Below are 14,915 nucleotides of genomic sequence, written 5' to 3'. Positions count from 1 at the left end.
ATGGAAAAGAAAAAATTAAGTACAACGTTCAAGCTGCTGAGGGCTTTAGGTTTCAACTACTCAGAGGAGGAATACGGTGATGTAAGTCTCGGGCGGGTCGTCTGGCAGTTCTTCCATAACATACGTCAGAAGCATCGTCAGAACATGATGGATTGGGCCATCTTGGAACCGTTTGCTCCGAGAAAGTTGCGTCCAAGGCTGATGCGCAAAATGGGATGTCATGTTGGTGAAGGTTGTTTTATTGGTGACCATGTTCGTATTGATCAGGGGCATGCGGATATGATTACGCTTGAAGATGGTGTAAGTGTGGCTAGTGGTACCAGATTACTCTGTCATCAAAGAGATTTTAAAGACTATTTTGTAGGGAGCGACTATAATAAATTAGGTTATATCGTGAAACCGATTGTGCTGAAAAAAGGTTGCCTAGTAGGTATGGAGAGTTTTGTTATGCCTGGAGTAACCATAGGAGAGGGCGCAATTGTTGGTGCCGGTTCGCTTGTTACGAAAGATATACCAGCATGGACTATTGCTGCAGGAAGGCCTGCGAAGGTGTTAAAGGAAATACCACGTAGAGATTCAGAGGTTTAAGAGCTCAAGTTGTATAAGCAGTTCAAGTCTTAAAAACTTTGAGTTAAGAACTGTAGGACTAGCAATAACCTTAGCGTTAATGAAAACAAATTAAAGTATCATACAATGAACATACTTGTGACTGGGTCTGCTGGAATGATAGGCAGCTATGTGGTAAAAGGCCTGATTGAAAAAGGTCATACGGTTATTGGGATTGACCGGAGGGAAAACGATAACGTTAACCCTAACGATAACAGTTTGACGCAGGTTGTTCTGGATCTTGCTTCTAAGGAAGATGTGAACAAAGTATTTGAAGAGAACAAAATAGACCGTTGTATTCATCTGGCAGCCTTAGCGCATACGGCAGGAATGAAGAACCTTACATGGGAGGTTTATTATAAGATTAATGTAGAATGTGCAGAAAATGTATTTGGAGCTTGTGCAAAGCATAATGTTCCGGTGTTATTTATCAGCACAGTAGATGCCATTGGAATGGTGAGGGGACTGGTTACTCCTGATACTGAGTTAAACCCAATCTCCAATTATGGTAAGAGTAAGGCATTGGCTGAAGGCCGACTGAAGGATATCTGCAAAGTATGGAATATATATCGATTCTCGCCAGTTTACACGCCCGAAGTAAAGAGAGATATTGAAAAACGCTATTATCTCAAATACCCCAATTGGGCATATAGGATTGGTAACGGAGAAAAGTTTGAAGTGCTAAACGTCACAGGGGCAGTGGCTGCTATGGTAGAATGGGTGGATAAGGATGTGGATAATACTATTCATGTGATAAAAGACCAAGAACTGCTCGATATTAATAATTTGATTAAGGCAGAAAAGGCAGAGGGTAGAGCTACTCATGTCCTGTGGTTCCCGAGATGGATGGTACAGTGTGGCTATTATGTAATTAGATTAGTTTTTGGAAAAAGTAATAAAACGTATTTGGTGTTCAAGGCTCTTTGGCCATTTAGAACAATTTGATGGCTCGTATATCTTTGACAATGAAAACAGAGGAAATACTTCTAAAATTGACTAGACTTGGATTAGGCCATTACAGTAAATTGCAAGCAGATGATATTGATTGGATTACTGTAAAAGTCCTATCTGACAGACAAGGACTTACAGCTATTATTTTAGATGGAATAGAGAGCCTTCCTAAAGAAAATCGTCCTCATCAATTGTTTCTCCTCAACTGGATCGGTGAGATGATGCAAAACTATGAGGCGAGGTATGCAGAGTATGAAAAAGCTATTAGTTCGTTAGCAGAATTCTACAATCAGCATGGATTAAAGATGATGGTGCTGAAAGGGTATGCTTGTAGCCTTGACTGGTCAAAGTCTAATCATAGGCCTTGTGGAGATATCGATATTTGGCAATTTGGGCAACAAAAAGAGGCAGATGCAGCCCTATATTCTTCGTTAAAGAGTTCTTCAGCTAGCGAATCGGCAAAGCCGATTACCAATGTTCATGAGTTTAAGATAGATAATAGTCATCACCATCATACTGTATTCTACTGGAATGATTTTATGGTGGAAAACCACTACGACTTTATTAATGTTTATCATCATAAGGCCAATGTGGAGTTGGAGAAGATTTTCAAGGAGCTCGGGAAAGATGACAGCCATTTTGTTGTATTGAATAATGAAAAAGTGTATTTACCTTCCCCCAATCTGCATGCACTGTTCCTTCTGAAGCATATTATGAATGATTTTACCTCTTTTTCAATGTCTTTGAGACAGTTGATAGACTGGGGCTTTTTTGTGGAGAAACATGGAAAAGAGGTGGATTGGGAATGGCTGATGGGTATTTTGAAGAAGTTCCATATGATGGATTTCTATAACACTATCAATGCAATCTGTGTGGAGGATTTGGGATTTGAGGTATGCATTTTTCCGACAGTTCGGTTCAATCCAGATCTGAAAGAAAAGGTGTTGAATGATATTTTGTATCCCCAATATTCGTCGAGCGAGCCTTCTTCCTTAATTCCCAGGTTGGTATATAAATACCGCCGCTGGCAAGGAAATGCTTGGAAGCAAGAATTATGCTATAGCGAAAGCAGATGGTCTGCCTTTTGGAGTGGAGTATGGGGACACTTGCTGAAACCTAAAACTATATGAAGTATCTGAAAAACTGTGCGGGAGTTCAGGACTACAAAGTAGAGTTCACTTTCAGCTGGAATAATGATTTTTATTAAGGAAATTAAAGTGAGCGAAAAGGTAAGCGCATAAATATATACCTTGAGCAACTCGAATATTTTGAACTTTATAGAAAAATGTATAGATTTATAAAACGATTTTTTGACTTTATATGTGCCATGACTGGCATTATTGGCACCTCGCCTATTTGGCTGTTTTCAATCATCCTGACAGAGCTGAGTGATCCCGGGCCGTTGTTTTACTTTGCAAAACGTGTAGGTAAAGACAATAAAGAGTTCAAAATGTGGAAATTCCGCTCTATGCGAGTAGCAAAAGGTGCTAATGAGGCATCGCTACGCCCTGACCAAGATCGTATCTTCTGGTGGGGTAAGATTATGCGTAGGCTTAAGATAGATGAATTACCCCAGCTGATAAACATTCTAAATGGAACCATGTCGGTTGTTGGACCAAGACCTGCAGCTGTTGACCAAGTTGAGATAACTCGTGGTGGAGAAAATGCTATTGCTGCGACAGTGCCTTGTGGATTGACAAGTCAATCAAGTCTGTGGGATTACATATATGGCGACCAATTCCCAGATGAAGAAGAATACAACGAGAAGGTGCTTCCCATCCGCCTGAAGCTGGATGTGTATTATGTAAAGCACGCGAGCTTTTTCGGTGACATCAAACTGATTATTTGGACGGTGTTAGCCATCCTTTACACAGCCGTGGGCAAGTATCCACAATGGATGCATGATAAGTTGGTGGGGTACTCGAAGATGGCATGATTTAACGATAACGATAACGCTGACGATAACTAAGGGCTGTAGAGCTAAAGATAACGCTGACGATAACGATAATCGAATAGTTTAATGGCTAAGAGTTAAGGGTTGTAGAGCTAACGAAAACGAGAAAAATACAACTAAAGAATATGAAATACTTAATCGTAGTGGCGCACCCGGATGATGAGGTGCTGGGTGCAGGTGCATCAATTTGGAAATGGGCACACAAAGGTGACCAGGTGGATGTGTGCATTATGTGCACAGAGGCGAAGGCGCGTGCGTTCCGTCCGGATGACAAGGAGCTGGATGATGACACGCATGCGGCATTGAAGTATATCGGTGTGAACAAGGAATATGAGGGGACTTTCCCGAACATCGAGATGAACACTGTGCCGCATCTGCAGTTGGTGCAGTTCATCGAAAGTGCCATCAAGGAGAGTGAGCCGGACATCATCATCACGCATCATCCTGCGGACACGAATAACGACCACCTGCAGACGTCGATGGCGTGCCAGGAGGCAATACGTCTGTTCCAGCGCAGGCCGGAGGTGAAGCGTGTGAAGGAGTTCTGGTATATGGAGGTGCCCAGTTGCACGGAGTGGAAGATTAACAATGCCATGCAGACGTTCAATCCCAACTGCTTTGTTGAAGTGGGGAAAGAGGGCGTAGATGCCAAGATAAAGGCTTTGGGCATGTATCGTGGTGTGATGCGACCTTATCCGCATCCCCGTTCAGCAGAATATATCGCTGGCCTTGCTGCTGTGCGTGGCAGTCAGTGGGGCGTAAACTACGCCGAGGCGTTTGAAGTGGTACTAAGAGTGTATTGATGATGAATATTTCACAAGCAATACTTGATGATCTTACGGCTAAGGCAAAGGAATCGCCAAGGCTTCGCATGAATCTTGACTTGCGTGACTCTGCTGAGGATACTTCTCAGAGGATGTTGAATGCAATAGAACCTGGCTCACCATTGCCTATTCACAGACACCAGAAAACTTCGGAAACTGTTGTTTGTTTGCGAGGTAGATTAGTGGAAGAATACTATGATGACTTAGAGAGAACTTGCACTGAACGCATAGAACTCTCGCCCAATGGTCCTATCATGGCATTGAATATCCCTGCAGGACAGTGGCACACGGTACAGTCTCTGGAATCCGGCACAGTCATTCTGGAAATGAAAGATGGGAAGTATGAACCGATTCAGGACTGCGATGTCCTAAAGATGTAAGATGGCTGTTGTATGATGGCTGAAGTACGAAATATAAAATAACGAATATAACAATTTAAACATTAAGAATATTATGTCAGTATTTAAAGACAAAGTCCTCCTGATTACTGGAGGCACAGGTAGTTTTGGTAATGCAGTGTTGAACCGTTTTCTTCGCACTGACATCGGGGAGATACGTATCTTTTCGCGTGATGAGAAGAAGCAGGACGATATGCGTCATGACTTCCAGGCACGTATGCCTGAGGTGGCAAACAAGATTAAGTTCTACATTGGTGACGTGCGTAACAAGAGCACACTGAAATACGCCATGAAGGGTGTGGATTATGTATTCCATGCTGCAGCCCTGAAGCAGGTGCCCAGCTGTGAGTTCTTCCCGATGGAGGCTGTGAAGACGAATGTGATTGGTACGGACAACACGCTGGATGCAGCTATTGATGCTGGTGTGAAGTGCGTGATATGCTTGAGCACAGATAAGGCTGCATATCCCATCAACGCAATGGGTATTACCAAGGCCATTGAGGAGAAGATAGCTGTGGCTAAGAGCCGTCTGAGTGGTGACACGAAGATTTGCTGCACACGTTACGGTAATGTGATGTGCAGCCGTGGTTCTGTGATTCCTCTCTGGATTGATCAGATTCGTAAGGGTAATCCTATCACCATCACTGAACCCAGCATGACGCGCTTCATTATGTCGCTTGAAGAGGCTGTGGATTTGGTGCTCTTCGCTTTTGAGAATGGTAAGAATGGTGATATCCTCGTGCAGAAAGCGCCTGCTTGCACTATTCAGACCCAGGCTGAGGCTGTGGTGGATCTCTTTAAGCATCAGGCTCCTAATGAACCGGAGATTCGCGTGATTGGTATCCGTCATGGTGAGAAGATGTATGAGACACTGCTCACCAAGGAGGAGGCAGCCAAGGCTATTGATATGGGTAATTTCTATGCAGTGCCTGCTGATAACCGCGACTTGAACTACGACAAGTACTTCAAGGAGGGTGACGTGAAGCGTGCATTGATAGATGAGTTCAATTCGAATAATACGAGGATCCTGAATCTGGAGGAGACGAAGGAGAAGATTGCGAGTCTCCAGTACATTCAGAATGAGTTGAATGGTATTCCTAATCTTGTTTAATTGGGATTCCGTAAATATTGAAAAACTCTAAAAATGCGAAAATTAAAAGCGGTAGTTTCTTACTGATGATATGTTGCTATAACCTAAGTGCTATTGTGAGCGAGTTCCCATCACACTTTTGTCATATCAACCTTTGCCAACAGCAAAGCAATCTCTAACAGGATTGTCATCAGTTAGAATCAGTTTTCGAAGCTTTCGCTATTTATGGACGCTTTCGGAATTAAAGCATAAGAGACGAAAATGGCTATAATATACAAAGAAGAGTCTGCAAAGATAATTGGAGCTATATTTGAGGTTCATAAACGTCTCGGTGTAGGGCTGCTCGAAAAGGTGTATCAAGAGGCTCTGGCCATTGAGTTAAAACACCGAAACATTCCTTTCGAACGCGAAAAGAGGTTTGATGTTTACTACAGAGACCAAAAACTCGATGCACAATACATAGCAGACTTTGTGTGCTATGACAAGATAATTGTCGAGCTGAAGGCTGTGAGCGAACTTACTGACGTTCACAAGGCTCAGGTTCGTAATTATCTTTCGATAACCAACTATGAGTTGGGTATATTGTGTAACTTTAACGAACTGTATATGGAACCTGTGCGAGTTCTCAATAGTAATATTCGAGAGTAGTTTGGATCCCGAAAAAGCACGAAAAGACGAAAATAACAAAAATAAATATGTAGATTCTTACTGATGATATGTTGTTATTATTGAGAATCACTCTGAAAGTTCACTTTCAAGATGATTCAAAACAATATCAACCTTTATTCTGAATAAAGCAGACCATAGTCTGTCATCAGAAAGAATCATTTTAGGGAATTTAGTTGTTTTAGGATATTTTCGGAATAAAAAGATAATAATTATAGGAATAAAAAACAGAAAATAATGGCTGAATTTAAGAATAACGGAAAACTGAAGCTGCTGATAATCGTGGGTACAAGACCGGAGATTATCCGCCTTGCCGCAGTGATTAACAAGTGCCGTCAGTACTTTGACTGTCTGCTGGCACATACTGGTCAGAATTATGACTATAACCTGAATGGGGTGTTCTTCAAAGATTTGAAGTTGGCTGATCCTGATATCTACATGGAGGCTGTGGGTGATGACCTCGGCAGCACGATGGGTAACATCATTGACAAATCATATAAGGTGATGGTTGAGACCAAGCCTGATGCAGTGCTGGTATTGGGCGATACCAATAGCTGCCTGAGCGTAATTGGTGCTAAGCGTCTGCATATTCCTATCTTCCACATGGAGGCTGGCAACCGCTGCAAGGACGAGTGTCTGCCTGAGGAAACAAACCGCCGCATTGTGGATATCATTTCTGATGTGAACATGGCTTACAGCGAGCACGCCCGCAGGTATTTGGCTGATACTGGCCTTCCTAAGGAGCGTACTTACGTGACCGGTAGTCCTATGGCTGAGGTGCTTCATCAGAACCTTGCAGAGATTGAAGCAAGTGACATCCACAAGCGTCTTGGTTTGGAGAAGGGCAAGTACATTCTGCTCTCTGCGCACCGTGAAGAGAATATCGATACTGAGAAGAATTTTATGAGTCTCTTCACCGCTATCAATAAGATGGCAGAGAAGTATGATATGCCTATTCTCTACAGTTGTCATCCTCGTTCTCGCAAACGTTTGGAACAGTCTGGCTTCAAACTCGACAAGCGTGTCATTCAACACGAGCCTCTGGGCTTCCACGATTACAACTGCCTTCAGATGAACGCGTTTGCCGTGGTTTCTGACTCTGGTACTCTGCCTGAAGAGAGTTCATTCTTCACTTCTGTCGGTCATCCATTCCCTGCTATCTGCATCCGTACCTCTACAGAACGTCCTGAGGCTATCGATAAGGCATGCTTCATCATTGCTGGCATCGATGAAAAGTCATTGCTTCAAGCTGTAGATACTGCAGTGACATTGAACCAGAATGGTGACTACGGAATCCCCGTTCCTGACTATATCGAGGAGAATGTCTCTACCAAAGTAGTCAAGATTATCCAGAGTTACGTGGGTATTGTAAACAAAATGGTCTGGAGGAAGGAATTGTAATAGTTTAAGGAGTTTAAAGGTTTAAGAAGTTTAAGATGGCTGCAGTAAGAGACTTTGAAGAACTTTCAATCTTCCAGAAAGCACGTGAGCTTTCAAAGAAGATTTATCCTGTTACAAATAGGGAAGGGTTCAAGTCCGATTATCGCTTTGTTCAGCAGATTAGAGCAGCGGCAGGTTCCATCATGGATAATATTGCTGAAGGGTTCGAAAGAACTGGCAATAAAGAATTCTTGAACTTCTTATATATCGCTAAAGGTTCTTGTGGTGAAGTACGCTCTCAGCTGATAAGAGCAAATGATATTGGCTATTTGACTCCAGAAGAGTACGAAGAACTCTATTCTGATTGTAGAAAACTCTCAGCCTCTATCATGAACTTTATTAAGGAGATAAAAACGAGCGACTTGACGGGTGCTAAGTTTAAAGAGTTTAATGGTTCAAAAGTTCAAGAGGACTAGCGCAAAGAGCCTTAAACATCTTAAACCCTTTGAACATCTTAAACCTTTAAACCACCGCTTTTGCGGCTTAAACCCTTAAACTCTTAAACATCTTAAACGCTTTAAACTTTTCATGATATGAAAATTTTAGTAACTGGCGCGAAAGGTTTTGTGGGGAGAAATCTCTGTGCTAACCTGCGCAATATACAAGAAGGTAAGGACAGGAGGTTTCCTGAACTGAAGATTGAAGAGATTTTCGAGTACGACATTGATACTGACCCAGTGTTGTTGGATGAGTACTGCAAGAATGCCGATTTTGTGTTCAATCTGGCTGGTGTAAACCGTCCACAGAACCAGGAGGAGTTTATGCAGGGCAACTTTGGGTTTGCCAGTACATTGCTGGACACGCTGAAGAAGCATAAGAATACCTGCCCAGTGATGCTGTCAAGCTCTCAACAGGCTTCTCTTACTGGTCGCTTTGGGAATAGTGAGTATGGACGTTCGAAGAAGGCTGGGGAAGACTTGTTCCTCGACTATGAACGCGATTTTCTTAAGGGTCAAGAATTAGAGAATTTAAGAATTAACTCGCAGACCACGGAAAACACTGATGGAACGGATAAGGATTTCTCTAATTCTCAAAATCTTGATAATAAAGGTTTGAGACCAAGGGTCTTAATCTACCGCTTCCCCAACCTCTTTGGTAAGTGGTGTCGTCCAAACTACAATAGTGCTGTGGCAACATTCTGCAATGCATTTGCTAACGACCTGCCTTATACAGTCAACGATCCAAGCGTAGAACTGGAATTGCTGTATATTGATGATTTGGTGGATGAGATGATTGCCTGCCTGAAAGGTGAAGAACACAGATGCGAATTCGATGGTCTCGAAATTATACCGACCCCGAATGATAATACAACCACGGATTCAACTGATAACCCGGATAAAAAAACATCCGTTCAATCCGAGCAATCCGTGGTCAAAATAGGGCGTTATTGTTACTGTCCAGTAACTCATAAGATAACATTAGGTGAAATCGTTGATCTGCTTCAGTCGTTCACAGAACAGCCTAAGACGCTGATGATTCCTGAGATTCCTTCAGGCTCGTTTGCTAAGAAACTGTACAGTACATACCTGAGCTATCTGCCCAAGGAAAAGGTGGCATTCCCCTTAAAAATGAATGTGGATGACCGTGGCTCGTTTACAGAGTTGGTTCATACCCTCAATGCTGGTCAGGTGAGCATCAATATCTCCAAGCCCGGTATCACCAAAGGTCAGCACTGGCATAACACCAAGTGGGAGTTCTTCATTGTGGTGGCTGGTCATGGCTTGATTCAGGAGCGTAAGTTGGGTACAGACGAAATAATCGAGTTTGAGGTAAGTGGTGACAATATCCAGTGCATACACATGCTGCCCGGTTATACGCATAATATCATCAACCTGTCGGAAACAGAAAATCTGGTTACAGTGATGTACTGCAACGAGGTATTTGATCCCAACAAACCAGATACGTACTTTGAACCAGTATAAGAACGACCACGAATCTCACTAATCAACACGAATTTATGACAATTGACAATTGATAATTGACAGTTAGCTATTCCGTAAACATCGAAAAGAACAAAAACATCGAAAACCCCATGCCAGGATTAAAGTGCTATGCAGCACTATTGATATAATCTATCTATTTTTTCTTAAAAACAAGCTTTTAGATAAAAATACCTATCTTATATCTTAATCCTCTTTCAGAGTATTTTAATACTGTTATGGAAAAAACCTGCTCTCTGAGCAGAAAAAGCAAACTTTGCACCTAGACGATAACTAAATAATGAAGATAATTGATGCTACATTGTTAGATAAAGTTTCTGTGGAAGCGCAAGCTTCACCAAGGTTAAGAATGCGCTCGGTTTACCGCTTTGCTTGCAAAGAACTATAATTTTCATCAGAGCCTTGATGATAAATGTCATCGCTTTTTGAATGCTGTTGAGCCTGGAACGGAAGTGCCTATCCACAAGCATCCAACAAAGGATGAGACATTCGTGATTCTACGAGGGAAGGTGCGGGTGACTACGCGTAGGGATGATGGCTCGATTATCGAGGATGTGGTGCTATGTACGGATGAAGGTCGGTATGGCGTGAATATTCCGAAAGGGGTGTGGCATACGATTGAGGCCTTGGAGCCCAATAGCGTGATATTTGAGTGCAAGGAGGGGCCGTTCTCAAGACTCGCAAGCTCGAATGAGCGACAAGGTCGAGCGTGTACCGCATGAGGAGGAAGGCGTACTAAAACGCTAACGATAACCTTGACGATAACCTTAACCTTAACGATAACCTTAACGGAGAGGTCACACAGAAATCACGGAGATCGCAGATGTTCTTTTTCGAACACGGATAGTTCGATAGAGCTCACTTCGAGTGGCACGGATTAAACGGATATTTCAGATTTATGAATGCATTTGATAGTATAGTTGCTAAGAAACCCCGTGAAAACGCTGGCGCGATGGCAGGCAACTGATTTGCCTACCAGCTTGACTGGGGGTTAAAGCGCCTCCTTGAATTAGAGGAGGATGGCAAACCATATACTGTCATATTCGATTATCAAGATGATATTCTGGTTTTAGATTCTGACGAATATCCGCAATATATAGACTTCTACCAAGTAAAGACTAATACTGCTGCTGCTGGGTGGAGAAAGAAATGGAGAATAACGAACTGTATCTTGAGATAGTGATACCTTGACGTTGACCTTGGTGCAATGATTAACGATCATAACATACAGGCTTTCTTTGCTTTATTACGAGTAGGGCTGTGGGGGAACGGAAATCTGGACTTGCTGATTGACGGAACCACAGACTGGCAGGAGGTATATCGACTTGCTACCGAACAATCAGTTCTAGGACTTGTACTCGCTGGGTTAGAGCGTTCTGACGTAAAGCCTCCTCGGGTTTTGCTACTGCAGTGGATTCGTAAGGTGCTGATGATAGAGCAGCGGAATAAGAAGATGAATGCCTTTGTGACTAATCTTATAGAAAAACTGCGAAGGAATGATATCTATGCTATTCTCGTAAAAGGGCAAGGAATAGCACAATGTTATGAGAAAACATTATGGAGATCTTTTGGTGATGTTGATTTGTTCTTGAGTGATGAAAATTACCAAAAAGCGAAAGAACTTCTGCTTCCATTAGGTAAAATAACAGAACCAGAAGAAGTTGCGAAAAAACATTTCGCAATGGACATCGAAGGTTGGGCTGTGGAACTTCATGGAACTCTAAAAAGTGGATTGTCGTCTAGAGTAGACAAAGTATTAGTTAGATTACAAGAGGATACTTTCTATGATGGTCAGGTGCGTTTGTGGACGAACGGACAAACGCAGATATTCTTACTGAAAGCAGAAAATGATGCTTTCTATGTATTTACTCATATTCTGCAGCATTTTTATAAAGAGGGCGTTGGACTGAGGCAGATTTGTGATTGGTGCAGACTGATGTGGACGTATAGGGACTCATTGAACTACGGATTATTGAAGAAACGAATAAGACGAGCAGGACTGATGAGCGAATGGAAAGCATTCTATAATCTGGCAAGCAGATACCTTGGTATGCCAGATTTGGGTTCTCAAGACTCGCAAGCTCGAATGAGCGACCAGAGGTCGAGCGTAAGGTTGACTGGCGTCGAGTCTGCTACGTCACGACATAGCTCAAACAAGTTTGGCTCTGCTCATGACTCAATCGCAGACTTCATGGTTTGTGATTCACGGTATGACAAGAAGGCAGACCGGATAATGGAGTTTATACTGAAGTCTGGCAATATGGGGCACAATCGAGATATGAGTCATTTCAGCAAGTATCCATATCTCATAAGAAAGTGTGTCTCCATGGGCAGGCGAATTGGTGACTTGATAAATCATGCAAGGATCTTCCCGCTGGACTCCCTAAGGTTCTTCCCAAGGATTATGTTCAATGGAATTATATCTGCCGTAAAAGGGGAATAGGCGGCAAGCCGCACGTTAACCTTGACCTTAACGATAACTAAGTAATGAAAATAATTGATACTACATTGTTAGATAAGGTTTCTGCAGAAGCGAAGGAGTCACCAAGGCTGAGGATGCGCTCGGTTTACCGCTTTGCTTGCAAAGAATTATAACTTCTTAAGACCTTCTTAAGACTCGCGATGTTCGAATAAGCGGCAGAGCTCGAGCGTCATCAGAGCCTTGAGGATAAGTGCCACAATTATGGTTAATGGTTCAAGGTTCATGGTTCATGATTGATTAACGGTTCATGGCAACTAAGGTTGAGATACATCGTCATCCAACGAAGGATGAGACGTACTGATGGTTCATGGTTCACTGTTAATGGTGATGGGACGATTATTGAGGATGTTATACTCTGTGCAGAAGAAGGTCGATATGGCGTGAATATTCCGAAAGGCGTGTGGCATACGATAGATTGCCTTGAGGAGAATTCTGTAATCTTTGAGTGCAAGGAGGGGCCGTTCGTGGAGCACGAAGAAGATGGAATCTTAGAATTTCCAAAGAAATGAAGAAAGTGTTGAAGGCGATTTGGCAATACTGTAGTTCCTTCTTCCGGTCGCAAAGAAGACCGAAAGTAGAAAACGCTATAGAATCGCTGGATAAGGGACGAAAGGAGTGGCCAGATATGCAAATTGATAAGATCATAACAGACTACTTGTCTGCCAAAGATACCGATTATGCCATTATGATAGATGGAGAATGGGGAGCAGGAAAATCTTGGTATTGGGAGAATGTGCTAACTGAGCAAATAAAGAAACTACCAACAAAAGACAATTCTGCAGAAAAACCATCATATTATAAAGTAGCAAAGATTTCTTTGTTTGGAATTAGTTCTGTTGACGATTTGCGAATAAAGATATTTGAAGAGACCAACAGCTTCTTTGCTAACAAGAAAGTTAAGGCAGGTGCTAAACTTACGGGACTATTCGTTAATAAAGTTGCCGGCATATTTAATGTCAGTGAAACAAATGCGAAGGACCTATCGAACTTGTTGGAGGTGTTTTCTGTAAATCTGGATCATTATGTTTTATGCTTTGATGATCTTGAACGAATTAAGCCTTCATTGCTCTTAGAATTGTTAGGGTATATCAACACATTGGTAGAGCAAAACAAAGTGAAGGTGGTCTTTATCTGTAATGATAGCGAATTGGAACAGATAGACTATCGTAAATACAAAGAGAAGATAGTTCGCTTCACACATACCATTAAATCTGATATTGCGAAGATGGTAGTGGAATTTGCGAAGGAAAGAAATGATGATTATTCCAAATACCTGATTGAGAAGAAAGACTTTATTGCCTATGTATTTCAAAAGGGTAACTGTAGCAACCTTCGTACACTGAAGTTCAACCTTGATATCTATGAGCAAGTCTATAGTATGATTGTGGAAACAATGCGACCATACAAGGAACAACAAGTGAATGCAATTGCAGATTACATGTTGCTACTGAGTATTGTTTATTCGATTGAGTATAGAAGGGATAATGATGAAATCAAACTGAAGAGCTTGGCTGAGATAAGTAAGAACTGGAGTTATCAGCTAGATACCTTGGATAGTTTGAGAAAACAATCAGAAAAATATTCTGACGAACAGAAACCACAGGAAAATAAAAGTGAAAAAGAAAAGATTCTCGACTATCAACGAAACATAAGGAAGTGCTATTTTACTAACAGTTATATTTACGGCAGTAGTATGCCGATGATTGATTTTCTATTGACAGGATATTGCGATGAGGGCTCAATGAGAGCAAATATCCTGAGTATAGCTGCTGAGATTAAACGATATGAGACATCAGAAGAGAAACAATTGTATCAGAATCTGACACAGTTTTGGGATACAGATGATGATGTGATGGCGAATGCGGTGAAAAAAACTCTGGAAAAGGTTAAAGAAGGGAGTTTCTTGCTACAAGACTATCCTCTTTTTTTTCTAATCTTGCAACGCCTTCATAAATTAGGTTTTATAGAATTGAAGATGTCTGTGCCAGAGTTGCAAGAGTTATTTGATTCTGCTATCTCAAAGAGTAAGAATAGTCATTTTATTGAAGGGCTTGATGCATATTACTATCAAAGTGATGATGTGAGCACCCCAGAATTTGAGTTGTTAGTCAACAAAGTAAGGGCGATTAATGCACATAACAACCAAAAGAATCTCACTGCAGAATTTGAGAGAATCGTATTGAACACAAGTTCTTCAGAAAGTCTGGATAATTACGAACATGTACTTACGTATTTGTTTAAGAACATTGAAGCAGAACGTTTCTTTAGATTGTTTATTTCATACCATAACTATCGCAAACGTGACTACTGGAATTTCTTCGATAAGAGATATGATAGTAGGGATTGTTTTGATTTAGATAGAGAGTTTATTGATAATCTTTGGAGCATATTAAGTGATTATCTATCTGATAAATCTATAGAGGCATCAGGAACCCGAAAGTATTGTTCAAAGATACATGAACTGTTGGATAAAAAGGCAAAACAGTTTGGAGAAAAATTTGAATGAGGTAGGAGGAACGTTGGATTAAGAGGTACAATGAGGTCAAGAGTAGGAAGATTGAGTT

Annotated in this window: 15 protein-coding genes and 1 pseudogene; all 16 read left to right on the top strand. The window is 41.7% G+C overall.

The features are described 5' to 3' along the window. The 16 genes and pseudogenes from L6475_RS09670 to L6475_RS09600 all read left to right on the top strand — a co-directional run bounded on the left by L6475_RS09670 (position 1) and on the right by L6475_RS09600 (position 14,857). Entirely contained in the window at positions 1–588 is a 588-nt protein-coding gene (locus tag L6475_RS09670) for a DapH/DapD/GlmU-related protein (RefSeq protein WP_237819452.1), read from the top strand. 105 nt (positions 589–693) lie between these two features. Next, complete coding sequence (locus L6475_RS09665; protein ID WP_237819450.1) at positions 694–1,551, top strand: NAD(P)-dependent oxidoreductase; 858 nt, start codon at positions 694–696, stop codon at positions 1,549–1,551. A 20-nt stretch (positions 1,552–1,571) separates the two neighbouring features. Beyond that, on the top strand, positions 1,572–2,687 hold the full coding sequence (locus L6475_RS09660; protein ID WP_237819448.1) for a nucleotidyltransferase family protein: 1,116 nt from the start codon (positions 1,572–1,574) through the stop codon (positions 2,685–2,687). A gap of 155 nt (positions 2,688–2,842) precedes the next feature. Next, positions 2,843–3,493 (top strand): sugar transferase, encoded by a 651-nt coding sequence (locus tag L6475_RS09655; protein WP_237819446.1) that lies wholly within the window; start codon positions 2,843–2,845, stop codon positions 3,491–3,493. Positions 3,494–3,636: 143 nt separating this feature from the next. After that, a complete protein-coding gene (locus L6475_RS09650) occupies positions 3,637–4,314 on the top strand; it encodes a PIG-L deacetylase family protein (RefSeq protein ID WP_237819444.1) in 678 nt (225 codons plus the stop codon). Beyond that, positions 4,314–4,715, top strand: coding sequence for a WbuC family cupin fold metalloprotein (locus L6475_RS09645; protein WP_237819442.1), 402 nt, complete (start codon positions 4,314–4,316; stop codon positions 4,713–4,715). Before L6475_RS09650 ends, L6475_RS09645 begins: the two co-directional genes overlap by 1 nt. Before the next feature lie 73 nt (positions 4,716–4,788). After that, a complete protein-coding gene (locus tag L6475_RS09640) occupies positions 4,789–5,844 on the top strand; it encodes a polysaccharide biosynthesis protein (protein WP_237819440.1) in 1,056 nt (351 codons plus the stop codon). A 240-nt stretch (positions 5,845–6,084) separates the two neighbouring features. Beyond that, complete coding sequence (locus L6475_RS09635; protein WP_237819438.1) at positions 6,085–6,471, top strand: GxxExxY protein; 387 nt, start codon at positions 6,085–6,087, stop codon at positions 6,469–6,471. 255 nt (positions 6,472–6,726) lie between these two features. Then, positions 6,727–7,890 (top strand): non-hydrolyzing UDP-N-acetylglucosamine 2-epimerase, encoded by a 1,164-nt coding sequence (wecB, locus tag L6475_RS09630; RefSeq protein ID WP_237819436.1) that lies wholly within the window; start codon positions 6,727–6,729, stop codon positions 7,888–7,890. A 35-nt stretch (positions 7,891–7,925) separates the two neighbouring features. Next, positions 7,926–8,345: a four helix bundle protein gene (locus L6475_RS09625; RefSeq protein WP_237819434.1), complete on the top strand. Its 420-nt coding sequence runs from the start codon at positions 7,926–7,928 to the stop codon at positions 8,343–8,345. 117 nt (positions 8,346–8,462) lie between these two features. Continuing rightward, complete coding sequence (locus tag L6475_RS09620; RefSeq protein WP_237819433.1) at positions 8,463–9,851, top strand: NAD-dependent epimerase/dehydratase family protein; 1,389 nt, start codon at positions 8,463–8,465, stop codon at positions 9,849–9,851. 386 nt (positions 9,852–10,237) lie between these two features. Then, positions 10,238–10,591, top strand: coding sequence for a WbuC family cupin fold metalloprotein (locus L6475_RS09615; RefSeq protein ID WP_370641594.1), 354 nt, complete (start codon positions 10,238–10,240; stop codon positions 10,589–10,591). A 257-nt stretch (positions 10,592–10,848) separates the two neighbouring features. Then, positions 10,849–11,049 (top strand): annotated as a pseudogene (locus tag L6475_RS14595) (dsDNA nuclease domain-containing protein); the annotation flags it as partial. 27 nt (positions 11,050–11,076) lie between these two features. Next, positions 11,077–12,312 (top strand): nucleotidyltransferase family protein, encoded by a 1,236-nt coding sequence (locus L6475_RS09610; RefSeq protein WP_237819431.1) that lies wholly within the window; start codon positions 11,077–11,079, stop codon positions 12,310–12,312. Between the two features lie 326 nt (positions 12,313–12,638). Further along, on the top strand, positions 12,639–12,860 hold the full coding sequence (locus L6475_RS09605; RefSeq protein ID WP_237819429.1) for a WbuC family cupin fold metalloprotein: 222 nt from the start codon (positions 12,639–12,641) through the stop codon (positions 12,858–12,860). Continuing rightward, entirely contained in the window at positions 12,857–14,857 is a 2,001-nt protein-coding gene (locus tag L6475_RS09600; protein WP_237819427.1) for a P-loop NTPase fold protein, read from the top strand. The genes L6475_RS09605 and L6475_RS09600 overlap by 4 nt, the downstream gene beginning before the upstream one ends. Positions 14,858–14,915: the final 58 nt, after the last annotated feature.

Origin of the sequence: Prevotella sp. E9-3 (genome assembly GCF_022024015.1) — a bacterium.
GTDB lineage: Bacteria > Bacteroidota > Bacteroidia > Bacteroidales > Bacteroidaceae > Prevotella.
Note: the sequence above shows the minus strand (reverse complement) of the source record. Positions and strands in the feature narration are given on the sequence as shown.

What these genes read in the sequence shown, in the direction of transcription:
- L6475_RS09670 (WP_237819452.1), top strand. Translation starts at nt 1, where the DNA reads ATGGAAAAGAAAAAATTAAGTACAACGTTCAAGCTGCTGAGGGCTTTA.
- L6475_RS09665 (WP_237819450.1), top strand. Translation starts at nt 694, where the DNA reads ATGAACATACTTGTGACTGGGTCTGCTGGAATGATAGGCAGCTATGTG.
- L6475_RS09660 (WP_237819448.1), top strand. Translation starts at nt 1,572, where the DNA reads ATGAAAACAGAGGAAATACTTCTAAAATTGACTAGACTTGGATTAGGC.
- L6475_RS09655 (WP_237819446.1), top strand. Translation starts at nt 2,843, where the DNA reads ATGTATAGATTTATAAAACGATTTTTTGACTTTATATGTGCCATGACT.
- L6475_RS09650 (WP_237819444.1), top strand. Translation starts at nt 3,637, where the DNA reads ATGAAATACTTAATCGTAGTGGCGCACCCGGATGATGAGGTGCTGGGT.
- L6475_RS09645 (WP_237819442.1), top strand. Translation starts at nt 4,314, where the DNA reads ATGATGAATATTTCACAAGCAATACTTGATGATCTTACGGCTAAGGCA.
- L6475_RS09640 (WP_237819440.1), top strand. Translation starts at nt 4,789, where the DNA reads ATGTCAGTATTTAAAGACAAAGTCCTCCTGATTACTGGAGGCACAGGT.
- L6475_RS09635 (WP_237819438.1), top strand. Translation starts at nt 6,085, where the DNA reads ATGGCTATAATATACAAAGAAGAGTCTGCAAAGATAATTGGAGCTATA.
- wecB (WP_237819436.1), top strand. Translation starts at nt 6,727, where the DNA reads ATGGCTGAATTTAAGAATAACGGAAAACTGAAGCTGCTGATAATCGTG.
- L6475_RS09625 (WP_237819434.1), top strand. Translation starts at nt 7,926, where the DNA reads ATGGCTGCAGTAAGAGACTTTGAAGAACTTTCAATCTTCCAGAAAGCA.
- L6475_RS09620 (WP_237819433.1), top strand. Translation starts at nt 8,463, where the DNA reads ATGAAAATTTTAGTAACTGGCGCGAAAGGTTTTGTGGGGAGAAATCTC.
- L6475_RS09610 (WP_237819431.1), top strand. Translation starts at nt 11,077, where the DNA reads ATGATTAACGATCATAACATACAGGCTTTCTTTGCTTTATTACGAGTA.
- L6475_RS09605 (WP_237819429.1), top strand. Translation starts at nt 12,639, where the DNA reads ATGAGACGTACTGATGGTTCATGGTTCACTGTTAATGGTGATGGGACG.
- L6475_RS09600 (WP_237819427.1), top strand. Translation starts at nt 12,857, where the DNA reads ATGAAGAAAGTGTTGAAGGCGATTTGGCAATACTGTAGTTCCTTCTTC.